13 protein-coding genes are annotated in these 19,708 nt (G+C 70.7%); 9 read left to right on the top strand and 4 right to left on the bottom strand.

Going from position 1 to position 19,708, the window contains the following annotated elements; all coding sequences use genetic code 11:
- Positions 1-32: 32 nt before the first annotated feature.
- Positions 33-722, bottom strand: coding sequence for a maleylpyruvate isomerase family mycothiol-dependent enzyme (locus ACZ4UV_RS00905; protein WP_451020791.1), 690 nt, complete (start codon positions 720-722; stop codon positions 33-35).
- Between the two features lie 224 nt (positions 723-946).
- Between ACZ4UV_RS00905 and uvrA the strand changes: the two genes are divergently transcribed.
- Entirely contained in the window at positions 947-3,979 is a 3,033-nt protein-coding gene (uvrA, locus tag ACZ4UV_RS00900; protein ID WP_467835130.1) for an excinuclease ABC subunit UvrA, read from the top strand.
- 158 nt (positions 3,980-4,137) lie between these two features.
- Here uvrA and ACZ4UV_RS00895 read toward each other — a convergent pair whose 3' ends face one another.
- Both ACZ4UV_RS00895 and ACZ4UV_RS00890 read right to left on the bottom strand, forming a co-directional pair.
- Positions 4,138-5,055: a carbohydrate kinase family protein gene (locus ACZ4UV_RS00895; protein WP_467835127.1), complete on the bottom strand. Its 918-nt coding sequence runs from the start codon at positions 5,053-5,055 to the stop codon at positions 4,138-4,140.
- The gene (locus ACZ4UV_RS00890; protein WP_451023031.1) at positions 5,036-6,145 is read right to left on the bottom strand and encodes a LacI family DNA-binding transcriptional regulator; all 1,110 of its coding nucleotides are present in this window, start codon (positions 6,143-6,145) and stop codon (positions 5,036-5,038) included. The genes ACZ4UV_RS00895 and ACZ4UV_RS00890 overlap by 20 nt, the downstream gene beginning before the upstream one ends.
- A gap of 298 nt (positions 6,146-6,443) precedes the next feature.
- Between ACZ4UV_RS00890 and ACZ4UV_RS00885 the strand changes: the two genes are divergently transcribed.
- Positions 6,444-6,872, top strand: a complete 429-nt coding sequence (locus ACZ4UV_RS00885; protein WP_451020246.1) for a Rieske (2Fe-2S) protein — start codon at positions 6,444-6,446, stop codon at positions 6,870-6,872.
- A gap of 26 nt (positions 6,873-6,898) precedes the next feature.
- On the opposite strand, the gene ACZ4UV_RS00880 is transcribed toward ACZ4UV_RS00885, so the two are convergent.
- Positions 6,899-7,849 (bottom strand): hypothetical protein, encoded by a 951-nt coding sequence (locus ACZ4UV_RS00880; protein WP_390038323.1) that lies wholly within the window; start codon positions 7,847-7,849, stop codon positions 6,899-6,901.
- An 814-nt stretch (positions 7,850-8,663) separates the two neighbouring features.
- Between ACZ4UV_RS00880 and uvrC the strand changes: the two genes are divergently transcribed.
- The 7 genes from uvrC (at position 8,664) to ACZ4UV_RS00845 (ending at position 19,705) form a co-directional block, all read left to right on the top strand.
- Entirely contained in the window at positions 8,664-10,847 is a 2,184-nt protein-coding gene (uvrC, locus tag ACZ4UV_RS00875) for an excinuclease ABC subunit UvrC (RefSeq protein ID WP_467835123.1), read from the top strand.
- The gene (rapZ, locus tag ACZ4UV_RS00870) at positions 10,844-11,890 is read left to right on the top strand and encodes an RNase adapter RapZ (protein ID WP_451020248.1); all 1,047 of its coding nucleotides are present in this window, start codon (positions 10,844-10,846) and stop codon (positions 11,888-11,890) included. The genes uvrC and rapZ overlap by 4 nt, the downstream gene beginning before the upstream one ends.
- Entirely contained in the window at positions 11,887-12,954 is a 1,068-nt protein-coding gene (locus ACZ4UV_RS00865) for a gluconeogenesis factor YvcK family protein (protein ID WP_093504485.1), read from the top strand. Before rapZ ends, ACZ4UV_RS00865 begins: the two co-directional genes overlap by 4 nt.
- Complete coding sequence (gene whiA / locus ACZ4UV_RS00860; RefSeq protein ID WP_089100932.1) at positions 12,945-13,934, top strand: DNA-binding protein WhiA; 990 nt, start codon at positions 12,945-12,947, stop codon at positions 13,932-13,934. The genes ACZ4UV_RS00865 and whiA overlap by 10 nt, the downstream gene beginning before the upstream one ends.
- 168 nt (positions 13,935-14,102) lie before the next feature.
- Complete coding sequence (locus ACZ4UV_RS00855; protein WP_467835118.1) at positions 14,103-17,057, top strand: M14 family metallopeptidase; 2,955 nt, start codon at positions 14,103-14,105, stop codon at positions 17,055-17,057.
- 274 nt (positions 17,058-17,331) lie between these two features.
- Positions 17,332-18,342 carry a type I glyceraldehyde-3-phosphate dehydrogenase gene (gap, locus tag ACZ4UV_RS00850; protein WP_181806329.1) on the top strand — a complete coding sequence of 337 codons (1,011 nt, stop codon included), beginning with the start codon at positions 17,332-17,334 and terminating at the stop codon, positions 18,340-18,342.
- A gap of 151 nt (positions 18,343-18,493) precedes the next feature.
- Positions 18,494-19,705, top strand: a complete 1,212-nt coding sequence (locus ACZ4UV_RS00845; protein ID WP_390038332.1) for a phosphoglycerate kinase — start codon at positions 18,494-18,496, stop codon at positions 19,703-19,705.
- Positions 19,706-19,708: the final 3 nt, after the last annotated feature.

The following is a 19,708-nucleotide window of genomic DNA, read 5'->3' as shown; positions in this document are numbered from 1 at the left end:
CGGGCGCCGATGCGCCGCGCGCTGCACGCGCGTTACAGCGGCGGAAGTGCGGGCAGCGCGCCGCCCTTCACGACCAGGGCCGAGCCGTCGCGGCGGCCGGCGAGCCAGCCCAGCAGGTCGGCGGCGGATCCCTCGACGGCGATGGGACCTCCCGGCGCGCCGCCGCCCGTCGTCCAGACCTGGCCGCTGTGGCTGCGCAGACCGGTCGAGGGGACCTCCCGGTGCCCGTCGAAGCGGTCCGCCAGGAAGTCGATCTCCCGCTCGGTGAACTCCTCCGGGAGGTCCTCCAGCTCGTACCCGATCCCGAGATCGACATGGTGCAGCTCGACCTCGGCCCAGCGGCGGAACGGCACCCGCGCCGCGGTGTCGGTGACCCCGTTGCGCAGCTCCACCGTGCGCGACCAGTCCGCGGGCTCGGCCGCCCGGGCCCGGAATCCGGCGTGGCTCGCGCGCAGGTCGTCGAGCTGGACGTGGAGCGCGCGCGGCGCGTCCCGCTCGATGTCGGCGTCCCGCGCCTCCGCGGAGACGTACATGGGACGTCCGCCCAGCACGTTGGCGAGCGCGTCCGCGTTCCGGGCGAGGTGTGCCAGGACGTGGCCGACCGTCCAGCCGGGCAGCCGTGACGGTCGCGCGCCGGCCGCGTTGTCCAGTGCGGCGGCTGCGGTGAGTAGCCGTTCGGTCGCTTCCTGTACAGACGCCAGGTCATGAGCGTGATCAATCATGGGGCTGACAGTAGCCCCGCCACACGTTCGGGTGAAGGTTTCGCACTGGCTCCGTAAATCGAATGCGCGTGCTATATCGTCGGTGGCGGCGTCGGGCATGCTGGATGGTCCGGGATTGTTTACGCATCCAGGAATCCGACCGGCGTTGTCAGTGGCTCCCCCTAGTCTGAAGAAGCACGGGGCCCTGCCCCTGTCACTTCTCTCAAGAAAGGTGCGGACCGGCTGTGGCCGACCGTCTCATCGTCCGTGGCGCGCGCGAGCACAACCTGAAGAACGTCTCGCTCGACCTGCCTCGTGACTCGCTCATCGTCTTCACGGGTCTGTCCGGGTCGGGCAAGTCCTCCCTGGCCTTCGACACGATCTTCGCCGAGGGCCAGCGTCGCTACGTGGAGTCGCTCTCCTCGTACGCCCGCCAGTTCCTCGGCCAGATGGACAAGCCGGACGTGGACTTCATCGAGGGTCTGTCCCCGGCGGTGTCCATTGACCAGAAGTCGACCTCGCGCAACCCGCGCTCGACGGTCGGCACCATCACCGAGGTCTACGACTACCTGCGGCTGCTCTTCGCGCGCATCGGCAAGCCGCACTGCCCCGAGTGCGGCCGCCCGATCTCCCGCCAGTCGCCACAGGCCATCGTGGACAAGGTCCTGGAGCTGCCGGAGGGGAGCCGCTTCCAGGTGCTCTCGCCGCTGGTGCGCGAGCGCAAGGGCGAGTTCGTCGACCTCTTCGCCGACCTCCAGACCAAGGGCTACTCCCGCGCGCGCGTGGACGGCGAGACCGTTCAGCTCTCCGAGCCTCCGACGCTGAAGAAGCAGGAGAAGCACACCATCGAGGTGGTCGTCGACCGCCTCACGGTGAAGGACACCGCCAAGCGCCGCCTCACCGACTCCGTGGAGACCGCGCTCGGCCTGTCCGGCGGCATGGTCGTCCTCGACTTCGTCGACCTCCCCGAGGACGACCCGGAGCGCGAGCGCATGTACTCGGAGCACCTGTACTGCCCGTACGACGACCTGTCCTTCGAGGAGCTGGAGCCCCGCTCCTTCTCCTTCAACTCGCCCTTCGGCGCCTGCCCCGAGTGCACCGGCATCGGCACGCGCATGGAGGTCGACCCGGAGCTGATCGTCCCGGACGAGGACAAGTCGCTCGACGAGGGTGCCATTCACCCCTGGTCGCACGGCCACACCAAGGACTACTTCGGCCGCCTGATCGGCGCCCTCGCGGACGCGCTGGGATTCCGTATGGACATCCCCTTCGCCGGCCTGCCGCAGCGCGCCAAGAAGGCCCTGCTCTACGGCCACAAGACGCAGATCGAGGTCCGCTACCGCAACAGGTACGGCCGCGAGCGCGTGTACACCACGCCCTTCGAGGGCGCGGTGCCGTTCGTCAAGCGTCGGCACAGCGAGGCCGAGAGCGACGCCAGCCGTGAGCGCTTCGAGGGCTACATGCGCGAGGTGCCCTGCCCGACGTGTCAGGGCACGCGCCTGAAGCCGCTCGTCCTCGCGGTCACGATCATGGAGAAGTCGATCGCCGAGGTCTCGGGCATGTCCATCAGCGACTGCGCGGACTTCCTGGGCGAGCTCAAGCTCAACGCACGCGACAAGAAGATCGCCGAGCGCGTGCTGAAGGAGGTCAACGAGCGGCTCCGGTTCCTGGTCGACGTAGGCCTGGACTACCTCTCGCTGAACCGCGCGGCCGGCACCCTGTCCGGCGGCGAGGCCCAGCGCATCCGCCTGGCCACCCAGATCGGCTCCGGCCTCGTCGGCGTCCTCTACGTCCTCGACGAGCCGTCGATCGGCCTGCACCAGCGCGACAACCACCGGCTGATCGAGACGCTGGTCCGGCTCCGTGACATGGGCAACACGCTCATCGTCGTCGAGCACGACGAGGACACCATCAAGGTCGCCGACTGGGTCGTCGACATCGGCCCCGGCGCCGGCGAGCACGGCGGCAAGGTCGTGCACAGCGGCTCCCTGAAGGAGCTGCTCGTCAACGCGGAGTCGCAGACCGGCCAGTACCTGTCCGGCAGGAAGTCGATCCCGCTGCCCGACATCCGCCGCCCGCAGGACCCGTCCCGCCGGCTCACCGTGCACGGCGCCCGCGAGAACAACCTCCAGGACATCGACGTGTCCTTCCCGCTGGGCGTGTTCACGGCCGTCACGGGCGTGTCCGGCTCCGGCAAGTCGACACTGGTCAACGACATCCTGTACACGCACCTGGCCCGCGAGCTGAACGGCGCGCGGAACGTCCCCGGCCGGCACACGCGCGTGGACGGCGACGACCTCGTCGACAAGGTCGTGCACGTCGACCAGTCGCCCATCGGCCGCACCCCGCGATCGAACCCGGCGACGTACACCGGCGTCTTCGACCACATCCGCAAGCTGTTCGCCGAGACCACCGAGGCGAAGGTCCGCGGCTACCTGCCGGGCCGCTTCTCCTTCAACGTCAAGGGCGGCCGCTGCGAGAACTGCGCGGGCGACGGCACCATCAAGATCGAGATGAACTTCCTCCCGGACGTCTACGTCCCGTGCGAGGTCTGCCACGGCGCCCGGTACAACCGGGAGACCCTGGAGGTCCACTACAAGGGCAAGTCCATCTCCGAGGTCCTGAACATGCCGATCGAGGAGGCCACGGGGTTCTTCGAGGCCGTCCCGTCGATCGCCCGTCACCTGAACACGCTGAAGGACGTCGGTCTCGGCTACGTCCGTCTCGGCCAGTCCGCGACCACGCTGTCCGGCGGTGAGGCACAGCGTGTGAAGCTCGCCAGCGAACTGCAGAAGCGCTCCACCGGGCGCACGGTCTACGTCCTGGACGAGCCGACCACCGGTCTGCACTTCGAGGACATCAGCAAGCTGCTGAAGGTCCTCGGCGGTCTCGTCGACAAAGGCAACACGGTCATCGTCATCGAGCACAACCTCGACGTGATCAAGACCGCCGACTGGGTCGTCGACATGGGGCCGGAAGGCGGCGCCGGCGGCGGACTCGTCGTCGCGGAGGGCACACCCGAGGAGGTCGCCGGCGTCCCGGCCAGCCACACCGGCAAGTTCCTGCGCGAGATTCTCGGCGCCGACCGCATCAGCGACGCCAGTTCGGTGAAGGCACCGCGCAGGACGGTGGCGAAGAAGACGGTCGCGGCGAAGTCGACGGCGAGGAAGACGGCGACCGCGACGACCGCCGACAACACGGTCACGAAGAAGGCGGCCGGTGCCACGAAGAAGGCGACGCCCGCGAAGAAGACGACGACGCGGGCCCGCAAGGCCTGAGGATCCGCCCGCGCACCTGCTCCGGCAGATCCAGGCGGATCCGGGTGGATCGGATGAAACGCGGCGCCTCACGGGAACTTCCCGTGGGGCGCCGCTCGTTCCACGATCAGCCGCCCGATTTCCGCGGCCACGACGGACCTTGACCCCTCAACAGCGAGTCAGAGAGAGAAGCCTTCGAGCTCGGAGGCGTGCGGCGGCTCCGCACCCGCCCGGGAGCACGTGATCGCTGCCGCGCGCGCCGCGAATCGCAGCAGCCTCGTCCAGCCGTCGGCGCCCAGTCCCAGGAGCGCCTCGGCGGAGAGGGCGTCCTGAGCGGCCAACCCGTGCAGCAGAGCCGCGTTCACCGTGTCACCGGCGCCGATCGTGTCCACGACGGCGACCTCCTCACCGGGGACGGCGTACACGGTGCCGTCCTGGGTGAAGGCACTGAGACCGTCACCGCCGTGGGTGATCACCACGGCCGAGGGCCCCGCCGTCAGCCATTCGTGCGGGGTGCCGCCCAGCCACAAGGCGTCCTCCTCCGAGAGCTTGAGGAGCGTCACCGAGGGCAACCAGCTCTTGAAACGGGCCCGGTAGGCGTCCGGATCCGCGATCAGACCCGCCCTGATGTTCGGGTCGAGTGCGGTGAACAGGCCCTGCCCGGCCGCGTCGCGCATCAGCTCCTCATAGGCGCTCGCCCCCGGTTCCAGGACGAGCGAGAGCGTGCCGAAGGAGACGGCCCGGGTTGCGGCGGGGAGGACGGCGGGGGCGGTGAACAGGCGGTCGGCCGTGCCTTCGACGTAGAAGGAGTACGAGGCGGAGCCCCGCGGGTCGATCGTGGCGGCCGCGAGGGTGGTCGGTTCCGGGCCGCGCTCCACCAGGGAGACGTCCACACCCGCCCGCCGTAGCCCGTCCAGCAGGGCCTCGCCGAAGGCGTCACGGGAAGCCCGGGAGCAGAACGCGGTGGGGGAGCCCAGGCGGCCGAGGGCCACGGCCGTGTTGTACGGCCCGCCGCCGAGCGCCGGCTGCAGGGCCGCGAGGGCGCCCGTGCCCTGCGGTACCAAGTCGATCAGTGCTTCACCGGCGACGACGATCACGAGAGGGGTCCTTTCCCGGGTGGTGAAGACGCTTGGGTTGCCAGGAGTGAGTGCCAGGGGGTCCCGCGGCGTCCTCCTCCCGGCACCCGCACGACGTCCGGTGCACGAAGGCGCAGGGGAGCCGTACGGTCCGGGCGGGCCGGCCCGGTGAGGCCAGCCGTTCCAGGAGCACCCGGACCGCCTCGGCGCCGAGTTCCCGGCTGGGCTGGGCGATGGCGGTGAGCCGGGGCGAGAAGAGGTCGGCCCAGGCGAAGTCGTCGAAGCAGCACAGGGCGATGTCGTCCGGTACCGAGAGGCCCTGCGCGCGCAGGGCGCGCAGGGCGCCGATGGTCATCGCGTTGTTGGCGGTGACGAGCGCCGTGGGCGGGGCAGCCAGCGACAGCAGGGCGGCGGTGGCCTGCGCGGCGCCCGCCGACTCCGAGTTCCCCGGGACGATCAGGTCCTCGTCGGGCGGCAGCCCGGCCGTGACCAGTCCCTGCCGGTAGCCGACGACCCGCTCGCCGGTGGTGCTCAGCCCGGGCAGGCCCGCGACCAGGCCGATCCGCCGGTGCCCGAGACCGGCGAGGTGGGTGACGAGCCGGGCCGTCGGCTCCGTGTTCTCGGCGCAGACCTGGTCGAAGGGCGAGGTGGTGGCCGCGCGGCCGTCGACGACCCGGTCGAGGAGGACGGTCGGCACGGCATGACGGCCGAGGTAGGCGAGGAGTGCGCGCGGGTCGGCGGAGGGGGCGACGATCAGGCCGTCGACGCGGCGTTCGTGGAGGAGTTGGACCACCTTGCGCTCGTGCTCGGGGTCGTCGTGCGGGTCGGCGATGAGCAGGCTGTAGCCGTGTTCCAGGGCAGCGGCCTCGACGCCCTGGAGGAGCTCCGTGAAGTAGGGGTTGCTGATCGCCGACACCGCGAGCCCGATGGAACGGGTGCGGGACGTGACCAGGGAGCGGGCGAGGGTGTTGGGCGTGTAGCCCAGTTCCTCGATGGCGTCGAGCACGGCCTGGCGGGTGTGGGGCAGCACCGGGCGGGTGTCGTTCAGCACATGGGAGACGGTCGCCACGGAGACACCGGCGCTCCGGGCGACGTCGGCCATGGTGGGCATGAGGCTCCCCTCGTCGCTTCCCGCCCAGGGCAAGGGCTCTGTGGTTCCGGCTCGGGCTCCGGGTCCGATCGATACGTCGGTCCCGATCGAGCCGCCCGCGGGGCCTTCGGCCGGAAGCTACCCCATCCGGCAGGGCCGCGTAAACGCTTGCGTAAGCGTTTACGCGCCATCGAGTGATCCTCGCCCTCAACGCCCCCACCCCGAAGCGGGACGATCCGCCCAGGTAGTGTCGTCCCGCGCGGTTCCGGGCGGCTGTCTCCCGGAGTCCCGAACCGCCCCGATCCACCAGGAGCCCCTCGTGCCCGCCCGCCCCTTCACGAGCCGTCGTAGCGTCCTTCGCGGAGCCGCCGTCACATCGGTCGCCGGACTGGGGGCGGCCGCCTGCAAGGCACCCGGCGGTGCGGCCACGGCGGAGGCCACGCCGACCGCGCCGGTCGACCTCGGAGCCGAGAGCGAGGTCGCCGCGGGCGGCGCCCGGCTCTACCGGGAGCACAACGTGGTCGTCAGCCGGTCCGCCGCGGGCGTGCTGAAGGCGTACAGCACGGTCTGCACGCACGCGGGGTGCCCCATCAACAAACTCCAGGGCACGACCCTGGTCTGCCCCTGCCACGGCAGCGAGTTCGACGCCGTGACCGGGAAGGTGGTGCGGTCGCCGGCCACCGAGCCGTTGAACGAACTGCCGGTCAGGGCGTCGAACGGCCGGATCGTGGCGGGCCCCGGCGCCTGACCCGGGGGCCGGGTCTCAGCTCCGGCTCATTCCCAGTCCCAGCCGATCCCCAGCAGCCCCGGCCGTACCCGGGGCTCGACCAGGTGGACGGAGCGGTGCAGCCCGCTCAGCGGCAGGGTCTGTCGGCCGCCGCGGGGGGCCGCCGCCGAGTGCTGGGCGAACCGGTGGCAGCGGGTCGGCAGTGCGTCGGCGGCGAAACGCACCTGAAGGGTGTACTGGCCGCCCGGAAAGCCGAAACCGCGGACGTACTCGCGTGAGACACCGGCCGTGCCGTCCTCGACGGCGTAGCGGAAGAGGAAGGTGTCGCCGGAGCGCAGACGCGTGCCGAAGAGGAGTTCGGCGACGAGGAGGCCGGTCTCGGGGTCCGCGCGGACACGTCCCGCGCGGCAGTTCTCCAGCGCGCGCACGGTCATGTGCTGCGGGGCACAGCCGGGGTCGCCGTGGTGGACGGCCACGAAGCGGTCGACGCCGTCCCGGTGGGCGCGCACGATGTGCTGCGACTCGCGGGCGGCCAGTTCACGGTGGGCACCGATCCGCACCCGCTCGTGGTGTCCCAGGGTGTGCAGGCCGCCGTCGAGGGACCAGCCGAGCTCGGCCTGCATCCGGTCGATGACGTCGCAGGCCTCGACCAGGGAGCGGTAGGAGCGGGCGGCGGGGCGGCGCTCGGCAGACTCCTGGTCGGGGGTCTCGGCGAGCAACCGGATCAGGGACTCGTCCGGGAGCTGGAGGATCTCCTCCAGCGCGCGGACGGCCCGCAGCGACTCCGGGCGCTGGGGCCGGCGGGCGCCCTGCTGCCAGTAACTGAGGCTGGTGACGCCCACTTTGACGCCGTAGCGGGACAGGTGGTGCTGCACGCGCTGGAGCGGCAGCCCGCGGGCGGCGATCGCGGCGCGCAGGGCCACATGGAAGGGGCCGCCGCGCAGGGCCGAGTCCAGTTCCGCGGTCGCGACGTCCGCGTGCTGTGTGCCGTGCCGCATGCAGGGGGCCTTTCTGTCGGGGGGTTCAACGGCTGGTCAGGCCGTTGGCGCGGTTCGGGGCCACCCCGTCGGCGCCGGGGCGGCCGCACCTGGGCAGGCCGCGTCCGCAGGCCGTCGCTCACGGCCCCGAGTTCCCAGGCATTGAAGCGTGTTGACCAAGCCCCGACAACACCTTCGGCCGGTCGAGAGCGCCCACCTGGCCGGGGCACGACCCCGTCCACCGACGGAACCGTGCGGTCGCGGCCGTGCCGCTCTCGGCCAGGAGGCCGGAGATCGTCGGCGGGCGAGGGGGTGATTTGGGGAGGAAGCAGAGCAAGATCCGTGACGACCGGCGAAGCCGCGCCGGACCGGCCGCGCACCGGGCCCGCGCCTGCGGCATGCGGGAACGGCTCGCGATGTCGCCGAGGTGTCCGATTTCGCGACCCGCTCTCCAGGTGGGCAGGGGCAGCGGGCGGGAGGCCACGGGGCCGGCTGGCCGCCGTGCTCGCCCGGAGGCGCGGAGTCCTCGCACCGAGTTCCGACAGTGCAACGGTCTATCTCCCCACAGTGCGTCGCCGTACCTCCGCGATCCCCGGCCCGCCGCCGGTGCGCAGCTGCCACCGGCCACGCGTCCCCGGCGCCCACTCGACGGGGCGTCCCGAAAGCCCTGGCAGCCTTGCTGCCCGTCTCTGTCCCGTCGGCTCGGCCTCTCCGTCCCGTCGGCTCTGCTCCCGGAGTCCCCGAAGCCCCCGCCGCTCCGCCCACCCCGCCCGCCCCGCCGACGGTTGTCCACAGGCTCGTCGCGGTGTCGGTGCTCGCCAGTAGGGTGTGAGACATGGCCGACCCCTCCAGCTACCGCCCCAAGCCGGGACAGATCCCGGACACTCCCGGGGTGTACAGGTTCCGTGACGAGCACCGCCGGGTGATCTACGTCGGAAAGGCGAAGAGCCTGCGCCAGCGCCTGGCGAACTACTTCCAGGACCTGGCGGGCCTGCACCCCCGCACCCGGACGATGGTCACCACCGCGGCGTCCGTGGAGTGGACCGTGGTGTCCACGGAGGTCGAGGCGCTCCAGCTGGAGTACTCCTGGATCAAGGAGTACGACCCCCGCTTCAATGTGAAGTACCGCGACGACAAGAGCTACCCGTACCTCGCGGTGACGATGAACGAGGAGTTCCCGCGGGTCCAGGTGATGCGCGGTCACAAGAAGAAGGGCGTGCGCTACTTCGGGCCGTACGGCCACGCGTGGGCGATCCGGGACACCGTCGACCTGCTGCTGCGCGTGTTCCCGGTGCGCACCTGCTCGGCCGGGGTGTTCAAGAACGCCGCCCGCACCGGCCGCCCCTGCCTGCTCGGCTACATCGGCAAGTGCTCGGCCCCCTGCGTCGGCCGGATCGAGCCGGAGGAGCATCGCGAACTGGCCGAGGAGTTCTGCGACTTCATGGCCGGCCGCACCGGCACCTACCTCCGCCGCCTGGAGAACAGGATGATGGAGGCCGCCGAGGAGATGGAGTACGAGCGGGCCGCCCGGCTGCGCGACGACATCGAGGCCCTGAAGAAGGCCATGGAGAAGAACGCGGTCGTGCTCGCCGACGCGACCGACGCCGACCTCATCGCCGTCGCGGAGGACGAGCTGGAGGCGGCCGTCCAGATCTTCCACGTGCGCGGCGGCCGCGTGCGCGGCCAGCGCGGCTGGGTGACGGACAAGGTGGAGGACGTCACCACCGGGGCTCTCGTCGAGCACGCCCTCCAGCAGCTCTACGGCGAGGAGACCGGCGACGCCGTCCCCAAGGAGGTGCTGGTCCCGGCCCTGCCCGAGCCGGTCGAGCCGGTCCAGGAGTGGCTCACCGGCCGCCGCGGCTCGAACGTCTCGCTGCGCATCCCGCAGCGCGGCGACAAGAAGGCCCTGATGGAGACCGTGCAGCGCAACGCCCAGCAGGCGCTCGCCCTGCACAAGACCAAGCGTGCCTCCGACCTCACCACCCGTTCGCGCGCGCTGGAGGAGATCGCCGACGCCCTGGACCTGGACAGCGCCCCGCTGCGCATCGAGTGCTACGACATCTCGCACCTCCAGGGCGACGACGTGGTGGCCTCCATGGTCGTCTTCGAGGACGGCCTGCAGCGCAAGAGCGAGTACCGCCGCTTCCAGATCAAGGGCTTCGCCGGCCAGGACGACGTGCGTTCCATGCACGAGGTGATCACCCGCCGCTTCCGCCGCTACCTCGCCGAGAAGGAGCGGACCGGCGAGTGGGCGGAGGACGGCGCCGAGGACGCCCGCACGGAAGCCGAGGACACCCGCACGGAAGCCGAGGACACCGGCACGGAATCCGACGCCACCGCGGAATCCGACGCCACCGCGGTATCCGGCAGCCCCGCGACCGATCTCGGAGCCGCCTCCGTGAACGGTTTCAAGGACGAGGACGGCCGTCCCAAGAAGTTCGCCTACCCGCCCCAGCTCGTGGTCGTCGACGGCGGTCAGCCGCAGGTCGCCGCCGCCCAGCGGGCGCTCGACGAGCTCGGTATCGACGACATCGCCGTCTGCGGCCTCGCCAAGCGCCTCGAAGAGGTCTGGCTGCCGGGGGACGACGACCCGGTGGTCCTGCCCCGCACCAGCGAAGGCCTCTACCTGCTCCAGCGCATCCGTGACGAGGCACACCGCTTCGCCATCACCTACCAGCGCACCAAACGGGCCAAGCGCTTCCGTTCCAGCCCCCTGGACGACGTACCGGGGCTCGGCGAGACCCGCAAACAGGCGTTGATCAAGCATTTCGGCTCGGTGAAGAAGCTGCGGTCCGCCACAATCGAACAGATCCAGGAAGTGCCCGGGATAGGCCGCAAGACGGCCGAGACCATCGCCGTGGCCCTCGCCCAGGCGGCCCCGGCCGCACCCGCCGTGAACACGGCGACCGGAGAGATCATGGATGACAGGGAAGACGAGGCGCCCGAGACGACGGCGGACGCCTCGGGGGAGCCCGTACCCGCGGGCGCCCCGGACGATCGACGGGGCCAGGAGAGATGACCGAGCGCGACGCACAGCCCACAGCACAGCGAGATCCGGCGTTCAGCGAAACGCAGGGCGAGCCCGAGGAAACGCACAACGAGGCACGCCAGGATCAGCCGCAGGAGGCGCAAGCCGACGCGGTCCAGGAAAACGGAGCAGAAGTGAGTACGGACGCCACCGCTGCCGGGGTGCCCGAGGCGGCCATCCCCGAGCTGGTGATCATCTCCGGCATGTCGGGAGCCGGCCGTTCCACGGCGGCGAAGTGCCTGGAGGACCTCGGCTGGTTCGTCGTGGACAACCTCCCGCCAGCCCTCATCCCCACCATGGTGGAACTGGGCGCTCGCTCCCAGGGCAACGTGGCGCGGATCGCGGTCGTCGTCGACGTGCGCGGCCGGCGCTTCTTCGACAACCTGCGCGAGTCCCTCGCCGATCTCGACAGCCGGGGCGTCACCCGCCGGATCGTCTTCCTGGAGTCCTCCGACGACGCCCTGGTCCGCCGCTTCGAGTCGGTGCGCCGCCCGCATCCCCTCCAGGGCGACGGCCGGATCGTGGACGGCATCGCCGCCGAGCGGGAGCTGCTGCGCGAGCTGCGTGGCGACGCCGACCTGGTGATCGACACCTCCAGCCTCAACGTGCACGAGCTGCGCGCCAAAATGGACGCCCAGTTCGCCGGCGAGGAGGAGCCCGAGCTGCGGGCCACCGTGATGTCGTTCGGCTTCAAGTACGGCCTGCCGGTCGACGCCGATCTGGTCGCCGACATGCGGTTCCTGCCCAACCCGCACTGGGTGCCGGAGCTGCGCCCGTACACCGGCCTCAACGAGGAGGTGTCGGCGTACGTCTTCAACCAGCCGGGCGCCAAGGAGTTCCTCGACCGGTACGCCGAGCTGCTGCGGCTGATCGCGACCGGGTACCGGCGTGAGGGCAAGCGCTACGTGACGATCGCGATCGGCTGCACGGGCGGCAAGCACCGCTCGGTCGCCGTGTCCGAGAAGCTCGCCGCCCGCCTGGCCGCCGAGGGAGTGGAGACCGTAGTCGTGCACCGGGACATGGGGCGCGAGTGACCGAGCGCAGTCCAAGGCTGAGCAGGCTGCGCCGGATGGTGCCCGAGTCCCGCGCGGGCCGTCCCGTCGAGGCCCGCGGCGCCCGGCCGCGGCGCCGCGGTGCCCAGCCCAAGGTGGTCGCCCTGGGCGGCGGCATGGGCCTGTCCGCCTCGCTCGCCGCCCTGCGCCGGATCACCGGCGACCTCACCGCCGTCGTCACCGTGGCCGACGACGGCGGCTCCAGCGGGCGCCTGCGCGACGAGCTGGGTGTGCTCCCGCCGGGTGATCTCCGCAAGGCCCTCGCCGCCCTGTGCGGTGACGACGACTGGGGCCAGACCTGGGCCCGGGTCATCCAGCACCGTTTCCAGTCCAAGGGTGACCTGCACGAGCACGCGGTCGGCAATCTGCTGATCGTCGCCCTGTGGGAGCAGCTCGGCGACCACGTCCAGGCCCTGGACCTGGTCGGCAGGCTGCTCGGCGCGCACGGACGTGTGCTGCCGATGTCCGCGGTGCCGCTGGAGCTCCAGGCCCTGGTCAAGGGGCACGACCCCGAGCGGCCCGAGGAGGTGGACCTCGTCCGCGGGCAGGCCACCGTGGCGCTCACGCCCGGCGAGGTGCAGTCCGTGCACCTGGTGCCGCACGACCCGCCGGCCGTGCCGGAGGCGGTGGCGGCCGTCCTGGACGCGGACTGGGTGGTGCTCGGCCCCGGCTCCTGGTTCTCGTCGGTGATCCCGCACCTGCTCGTCCCCGATCTGCTGGACGCGCTCACCGAGACCAAGGCCCGCAAGGTCCTCTCCCTGAACCTGGCACCGCAGCCGGGAGAAACCGAAGGCTTCTCACCGCAGCGTCATTTGGAGGTTTTGGGGCGACACGCCCCTAAACTCGCCCTGGACGTGGTGCTGGCCGACGAGGCCGCCGTGCCCGACCGCGACTCGCTCACCGAGGCCGCCAAACGGCTGGGAGCCGCGGTCGAGCTGAGCCCCGTGGCCCGGACCGACGGTTCACCCCGGCACGACCCGGAGCTGTTGGCCGCCGCGTACGACCGTATTTTTCGGATGCATGGAAGGATCGGCCCATGGCGATGACGGCAGCGGTGAAGGACGAGATCTCCCGGCTACCCGTCACCCGGACCTGCTGCCGGAAGGCGGAGGTCTCCGCCATTCTGCGGTTCGCGGGCGGCCTCCACCTGGTGAGCGGGCGCATCGTGATCGAGGCGGAGCTGGACACCGCGATGGCGGCCCGGCGCCTCAAGCGGGACATCCTGGAGATCTTCGGCCACAGCTCCGAGCTGATCGTGATGGCACCCGGCGGACTGCGGCGCGGCTCGCGGTACGTCGTGCGGGTGGTGGCGGGCGGCGACCAGCTGGCCCGCCAGACCGGGCTGGTGGACGGCCGGGGCCGGCCGATCCGGGGCCTGCCCCCGCAGGTCGTCTCCGGGGCCACCTGTGACGCCGAGGCGGCCTGGCGCGGTGCCTTCCTGGCGCACGGCTCGCTGACCGAGCCCGGCCGCTCCTCCTCCCTGGAGGTGACCTGCCCGGGCCCGGAGGCCGCGCTGGCGCTGGTCGGTGCGGCCCGCCGGCTGTCCATCGCGGCGAAGGCGCGTGAGGTGCGCGGCGTGGACCGGGTGGTCGTCCGCGACGGTGACGCGATCGGCGCGCTGCTGACCCGGCTCGGCGCGCACGAGTCGGTGCTGGCCTGGGAGGAGCGCCGGATGCGCCGCGAGGTCCGCGCCACCGCGAACCGCCTCGCCAACTTCGACGACGCCAACCTGCGCCGCTCCGCCCGCGCGGCGGTCGCCGCCGGAGCCAGGGTCCAGCGTGCCCTGGAGATCCTCGCCGACGAGGTTCCCGAGCACCTCGCGGCGGCCGGCCGGCTGCGCATGGAGCACAAGCAGGCCTCCCTGGAGGAACTGGGCGCGCTCGCCGACCCGCCGCTCACCAAGGACGCCGTCGCCGGCCGGATCCGCCGTCTGCTCGCGATGGCCGACAAGCGTGCGTCCGATCTGGGCATCCCGGGCACCGAGGCCAACCTCTCCGAGGAGCTGGCCGACAACCTCGCAGGCTGAGGCACCGTCACCCCGCCGGTGCCGACGGCCGCGACGGTCGTCGGCACCGGTGTTTGCGTCCCTTTTAAGCCACCGTGAACTGGCCATGAGGCGCCCTTGACTGGATCATGAAGTGTCATGAGCCTGGCAGGAGTTCGCCGCCGTGGCGAACCACTGCTAGGGGGGTTCATGAGACACAGAGCGAGATCGATCCTCGCTGTCGGCGCGCTCCTGATCGGCTCGGCCGCACTCGCACCCATGGCGCAGGCGCAGACCGGGAGTTCCCCGAAACCCGACCCCGACCAGGTCAAGGTCTTCCACGCCGACGTCACCAAGAAACAGATTCCCCTCCTGCTCCAGGCCGGGCAGGACGGCAACGAACTCGGCGACCAGGTCACCGGATCCGGCAAGACGGAAGTCGAGCTGTACCTCACCGACCAGCAGGCGAAGAAGCTGGCGAAGCAGGGCGTCGACCTCACCGAGCACACGGTGTCGGCCAAGGCCGAGGCTCGGGTCGAGGACGCCTCCCAGGGCGTGTTCCGCCCGTACGGCGGCACCGGCGGGCTCGAACAGGAGATCCTCGCGACCGCGCAGGCCAACCCCGGTCTGACCAAGGTCGAGTCCATCGGCAGGACGGTCGACGGGCAGGACATCCTCGCGCTCAAACTGACCAAGGGCGCGAAGAAGTCGAAGGACGGCTCCAGGCCCTCCGTGCTGTACGTGTCCAACCAGCACGCACGCGAGTGGATCACGCCGGAGATGACCCGCCGGCTGATGCACTACTACCTGGACAACTACAGCACCGACAAGCGCATCAAGAAGATCGTCGACTCGACCGAACTGTGGTTCGTGCTGTCCGCCAACCCGGACGGCTACGACTACACGTTCCAGAACTCCGACACCCGCCTGTGGCGCAAGAACCTGCGGGACGTCAACGGCGACGGGGTCATCGGCACGGGTGACGGCGTCGACCTCAACCGCAACTTCGGCTACAAGTGGGGCTACGACGACGAGGGATCGTCCCCCAACCCCACCAGCGAGACCTACCGCGGCGCGAGCCCCGAGTCCGAGCCCGAGACCAGGGCGCTGGACGACTTCGAGAAGCGGATCGGGTTCACGTACGGCATCAACTACCACTCCGCCGCCGAACTCCTCCTCTACGGCGTCGGCTGGCAGGTGGCCACCCCGACCCCGGACGACGTCCTCTACAAGGCGCTCGCCGGTACCCCGGACAACCCGGCGATCCCCGGCTACCACTCGCAGGTCTCCTCGGAGCTGTACACCACCAACGGCGAGGCGGACGGCCACGCGTCCAACGTCAACGGCATGGCGATGTTCACGCCCGAGATGTCGACCTGTCAGACGGCGTCGAACATCGATCCGAACGACGCCTGGAACGCCGCCGACTGCCAGTCGGTCTTCAACTTCCCGGACGACGAGAAGCTGATCCAGGACGAGTTCGAGAAGAACATCCCCTTCGCGCTCTCCGTCGCCGAGACCGCCGCCCACCCCGACCAGCCGGCCTCCTCGGTCGGGCTGAGCGCCGCCGACTTCACCCCGGCGACCTTCGCCACGTCGTACTCGCGCGGCGCCGACCAGGAGGTCTCCGTCGTCGCCCGCAGGGCGGTCCGTGACAAGGAGCTCAAGTACCGGGTCAACGGCGGCCGCACACGGGACAGGGCGCTCAAGCCCTGGAAGGGCGGCGAGACCTACGGCGGCGCGGACAACCTCTACTTCGACGAGTACCGGGCCAAGGTGAAGGACGGCGACCCGGGCGACAAGGTCGAGGTGTGGTTCACCGGGGAGACGAAGAGCGGCAAGAAGGTCTCCAGCGCGCACTTCACCTACACCGTCGCCGAGCGGGCCAAGGCGGACACCCTGGTGGTCGCCGAGGAAGGCGCCAAGGCCACCCAGGCGCAGACCTACGTCGACGCGCTGAAGGCCGCCGGGCACAAGGCGGTCGTCTGGGACGTCGCCACCCAGGGCGCGCCCGACGCGCTCGGCGTGCTGAAGCACTTCAGGAACGTCGTCCACTACTCGGGCGCCAGCGGCCCCGGCAACGACACCCAGCTCCAGCTGCGCGCCTACCTCAACGAGGGCGGCAAGCTGATCGAGGCCGGCGAGCTGGCCGGCGGCAGCGTGAACCTCGCCGACGGCACCCCGTCGAACGACTTCAGCCAGTACTACCTGGGCGCCTACTCCCGTACGTCGACGCCCGGAGCCACCGGCTTCACCGGCTCCGGCACCCTGGACGGCTTCAGCGGGGCCCTGAGCGGGACCTCCGCCAACCCGCTCGACAAGGCCGGGACCTACGCCGTCACCGCCGACGAGCTCTCGCCCGCCACGTACCCGCAGTTCGCCAGCGCGGGCGCGGGCCAGTTCGCCGGGACCGTCAACCCGTACGGGCCGTACTCCGGGTCGTACATGGCCGCGGCCGTCCACACCGACGACGCCTACAAGCGCCTCACCCGCACCGTCGACCTCACCGGTGCCACCGCGTCCCAGCAGCCGACCCTCAGCGCCAGGCTGCTGTGGGACACCGAACCCGGCTACGACCACGCGGTCGTCGAGGCGCACGTCGTCGGCAGCGACGACTGGACGACCCTGCCGGACAAGAACGGCGCCACCAGCAGCACCGTGCCGAGCGAGTGCGGGGCGGGCTTCCTGATCGCCGAGCACCCGTGGCTCAAGCACTACCTGACCATCGCGGACAACCAGTGCACCGCGAGCGGCACCAGCGGCGCCTGGAACAGCTTCACCGGCAGCTCGGCGGGCTGGCAGCCGGTGAGCTTCGACCTGAGCGCCTACGCCGGGAAGACCGTCGAGATCTCCATCGGCTACATCACCGACCCGAGCACCGGCGGCCACGGCGTCCTCGTCGACGACGCCTCGCTCGTGCTCGGCGGCACGGCCACCGAGACCGAGGGCTTCGAGTCCTCCCTCGGCGCCTGGAGCGTCACCGGACCGCCCGCGGGCAGCCCGGCCGTCCTCAAGGACTGGGAGCGCACCGGGGCCCTGTTCAAGACGTACGGAGCCGTCACCACCGACCGCACCGTGCTGCTCGGCTTCGGCCTGGAGCAGGTCGCTTCCGCGGCCGATCGTGCCGCTCTGGTGAAGAAGGCGTTGACAGCACTCGACAACTGACTCCGAGGGCACGCGACAAGTGAGCCGACCCGCTCACGAACGAGTGAAAGGGCGGTAAAAACGGGACGGCATTCCCTGGCAAACCAGGGCAATACGACCCCCGATCCGAGGTGGTCCGTACCCCTACTGGCGGGTACGGACCGCCTCGCCGTGTATGGGGCATCTGGATGTCACCACGGAAGCCTCAGGGAGGTAGGGTCATGGGTGGTCGGGGACATCCCAAATACAGCTCGCCGGCACCGCATGGCCGGCGTACCAACGAGGAGATCGGTTCGTGACGATCCGCGTAGGCATCAACGGCTTCGGTCGTATCGGTCGCAACTACTTCCGCGCGCTGCTGGAGCAGGGCGCTGACATCGAGATCGTGGCTGTCAACGACCTGGGTGACACCGCGACCACCGCGCACCTGCTGAAGTACGACACGATCCTCGGCCGCCTCAAGGCCGAGGTGTCGCACACCGCCGACACGATCACCGTCGACGGCCACACCATCAAGGTGCTGTCCGAGCGCAACCCCGCCGACATCCCGTGGGGCGAGCTGGGCGTCGACATCGTCATCGAGTCGACCGGCATCTTCACGAAGAAGGCCGACGCCGAGAAGCACATCGCCGGCGGCGCCAAGAAGGTCCTCATCTCGGCTCCGGCCAAGGACGAGGACATCACCATCGTGATGGGCGTCAACCAGGACAAGTACGACCCGGCGAACCACCACGTCATCTCCAACGCCTCCTGCACCACCAACTGTGTGGCGCCGATGGCGAAGGTGCTCGACGAGAACTTCGGCATCGTCAAGGGCCTGATGACGACGGTGCACGCGTACACCAACGACCAGCGCATCCTGGACTTCCCGCACAAGGACCTGCGTCGCGCGCGTGCCGCCGCCGAGAACATCATCCCGACCACCACGGGTGCCGCCAAGGCGACCGCGCTGGTCCTCCCGCAGCTCAAGGGCAAGCTGGACGGCATCGCCATGCGCGTCCCGGTCCCGACCGGCTCCGCCACCGACCTGGTCGTGACGCTGCAGCGCGAGGTCACCAAGGACGAGGTCAACGCCGCGTTCAAGAAGGCCTCCGAGGACGGCGACCTGAAGGGCTACCTGGCGTACACCGAGGACGAGATCGTCTCCTCGGACATCGTCAGCGACCCGGCCTCCTGCACCTTCGACTCCTCCCTGACCATGGTCCAGGAGGGCAACACGGTGAAGGTCCTCGGCTGGTACGACAACGAGTGGGGCTACTCCAACCGCCTCGTCGACCTCACGGTCTTCGTCGGCGAACAGCTCTGATCGGCCGAACAGGCACCACGATGCGGTAGCAGGGCTCGGGCAGCGCACGGTCGCGCCGCCCGGGCCCTGACGCACGTAAGGATCGACCCGACGACATACGGTTCGATCAGTCCTCGTACGATCAAGAGCCCTCCTGTAGGAGTCCCCAACCATGAAGACGATCGACGAACTCCTCGCCGAAGGGGTCGACGGCAAGCGGGTCTTCGTCCGTGCCGACCTCAACGTGCCGATGGCCGACGGTCTCATCACCGACGACGGCCGCATCCGCGCCGTCCTGCCCACCGTGAAGGCCCTCGCCGACGCGGGCGCCAAGGTGGTCGTCGCCTCCCACCTGGGCCGCCCCAAGGGCGCCCCGGACCCGAAGTTCTCCCTGCTCCAGGCCGCCGAGCGGCTCGCCGAACTGCTCGGCGCCCCGGTCGCGTTCGCCCAGGACACCGTCGGCCCCGCCGCCCACGACGCGGTGAACGGCCTCCAGCCCGGCCAGGTCGCCGTCATCGAGAACCTGCGCTTCAACGCCGGCGAAACCTCGAAGGACGACATCGAGCGCGGCGAGTTCGCCGACCAGCTCGCCGCCCTCGCGGACGTCTACGTCGGCGACGGCTTCGGCGCCGTGCACCGGGGGCACGCCTCCGTCTACGACCTCCCGGCCCGGCTGCCGCACTACGCCGGCTACCTGATCGCCACCGAGGTCGGCGTCCTGAAGAAGCTCACCGAGGACGTCCAGCGGCCCTACGCCGTCGTGCTCGGCGGCGCCAAGGTCTCCGACAAGCTCGCCGTGATCGACCAGCTGCTCGGCAAGGCCGACCGCATCCTCGTCGGCGGCGGCATGGTCTACACCTTCCTCAAGGCCAAGGGGTACGAGGTCGGCAGCTCCCTCCTCCAGGAGGACCAGCTCGCGACCGTCACCGAGTACCTCGAGCGCGCCGAGAAGACCGGCGTCGAGATCGTGCTGCCCGTCGACACCCTGGTCGCCCCTGAGTTCCCGGACCTGTCGGCCAAGGCCTCCACCAACCCCGCCACGGTCCCCGCGGACGCCATGCCGGCCGGCCAGATGGGCCTGGACATCGGCCCGGAGACCAGCAAGCTGTACGCCTCGAAGCTCGCCGACGCCGCCACCGTCTTCTGGAACGGCCCCATGGGCGTCTTCGAGCACCCCGACTACGCCGCGGGCACCCGGGCGGTCGCCCAGGCCCTCGTCGAGTCCAAGGGCTTCACCGTCGTCGGCGGCGGGGACTCCGCAGCCGCCGTGCGCATCCTCGGCTTCGACGAGAACGCGTTCGGACACATCTCGACCGGTGGCGGCGCCTCCCTCGAATACCTCGAGGGCAAGACGCTCCCCGGCCTCGCCGCACTGGAGGACTGACCC

This window comes from Streptomyces sp. NPDC028289 (assembly GCF_055565975.1).
The sequence above is the reverse complement of the archived record's forward strand: the minus strand, read 5'-3'. Positions and strand labels throughout refer to the sequence as shown.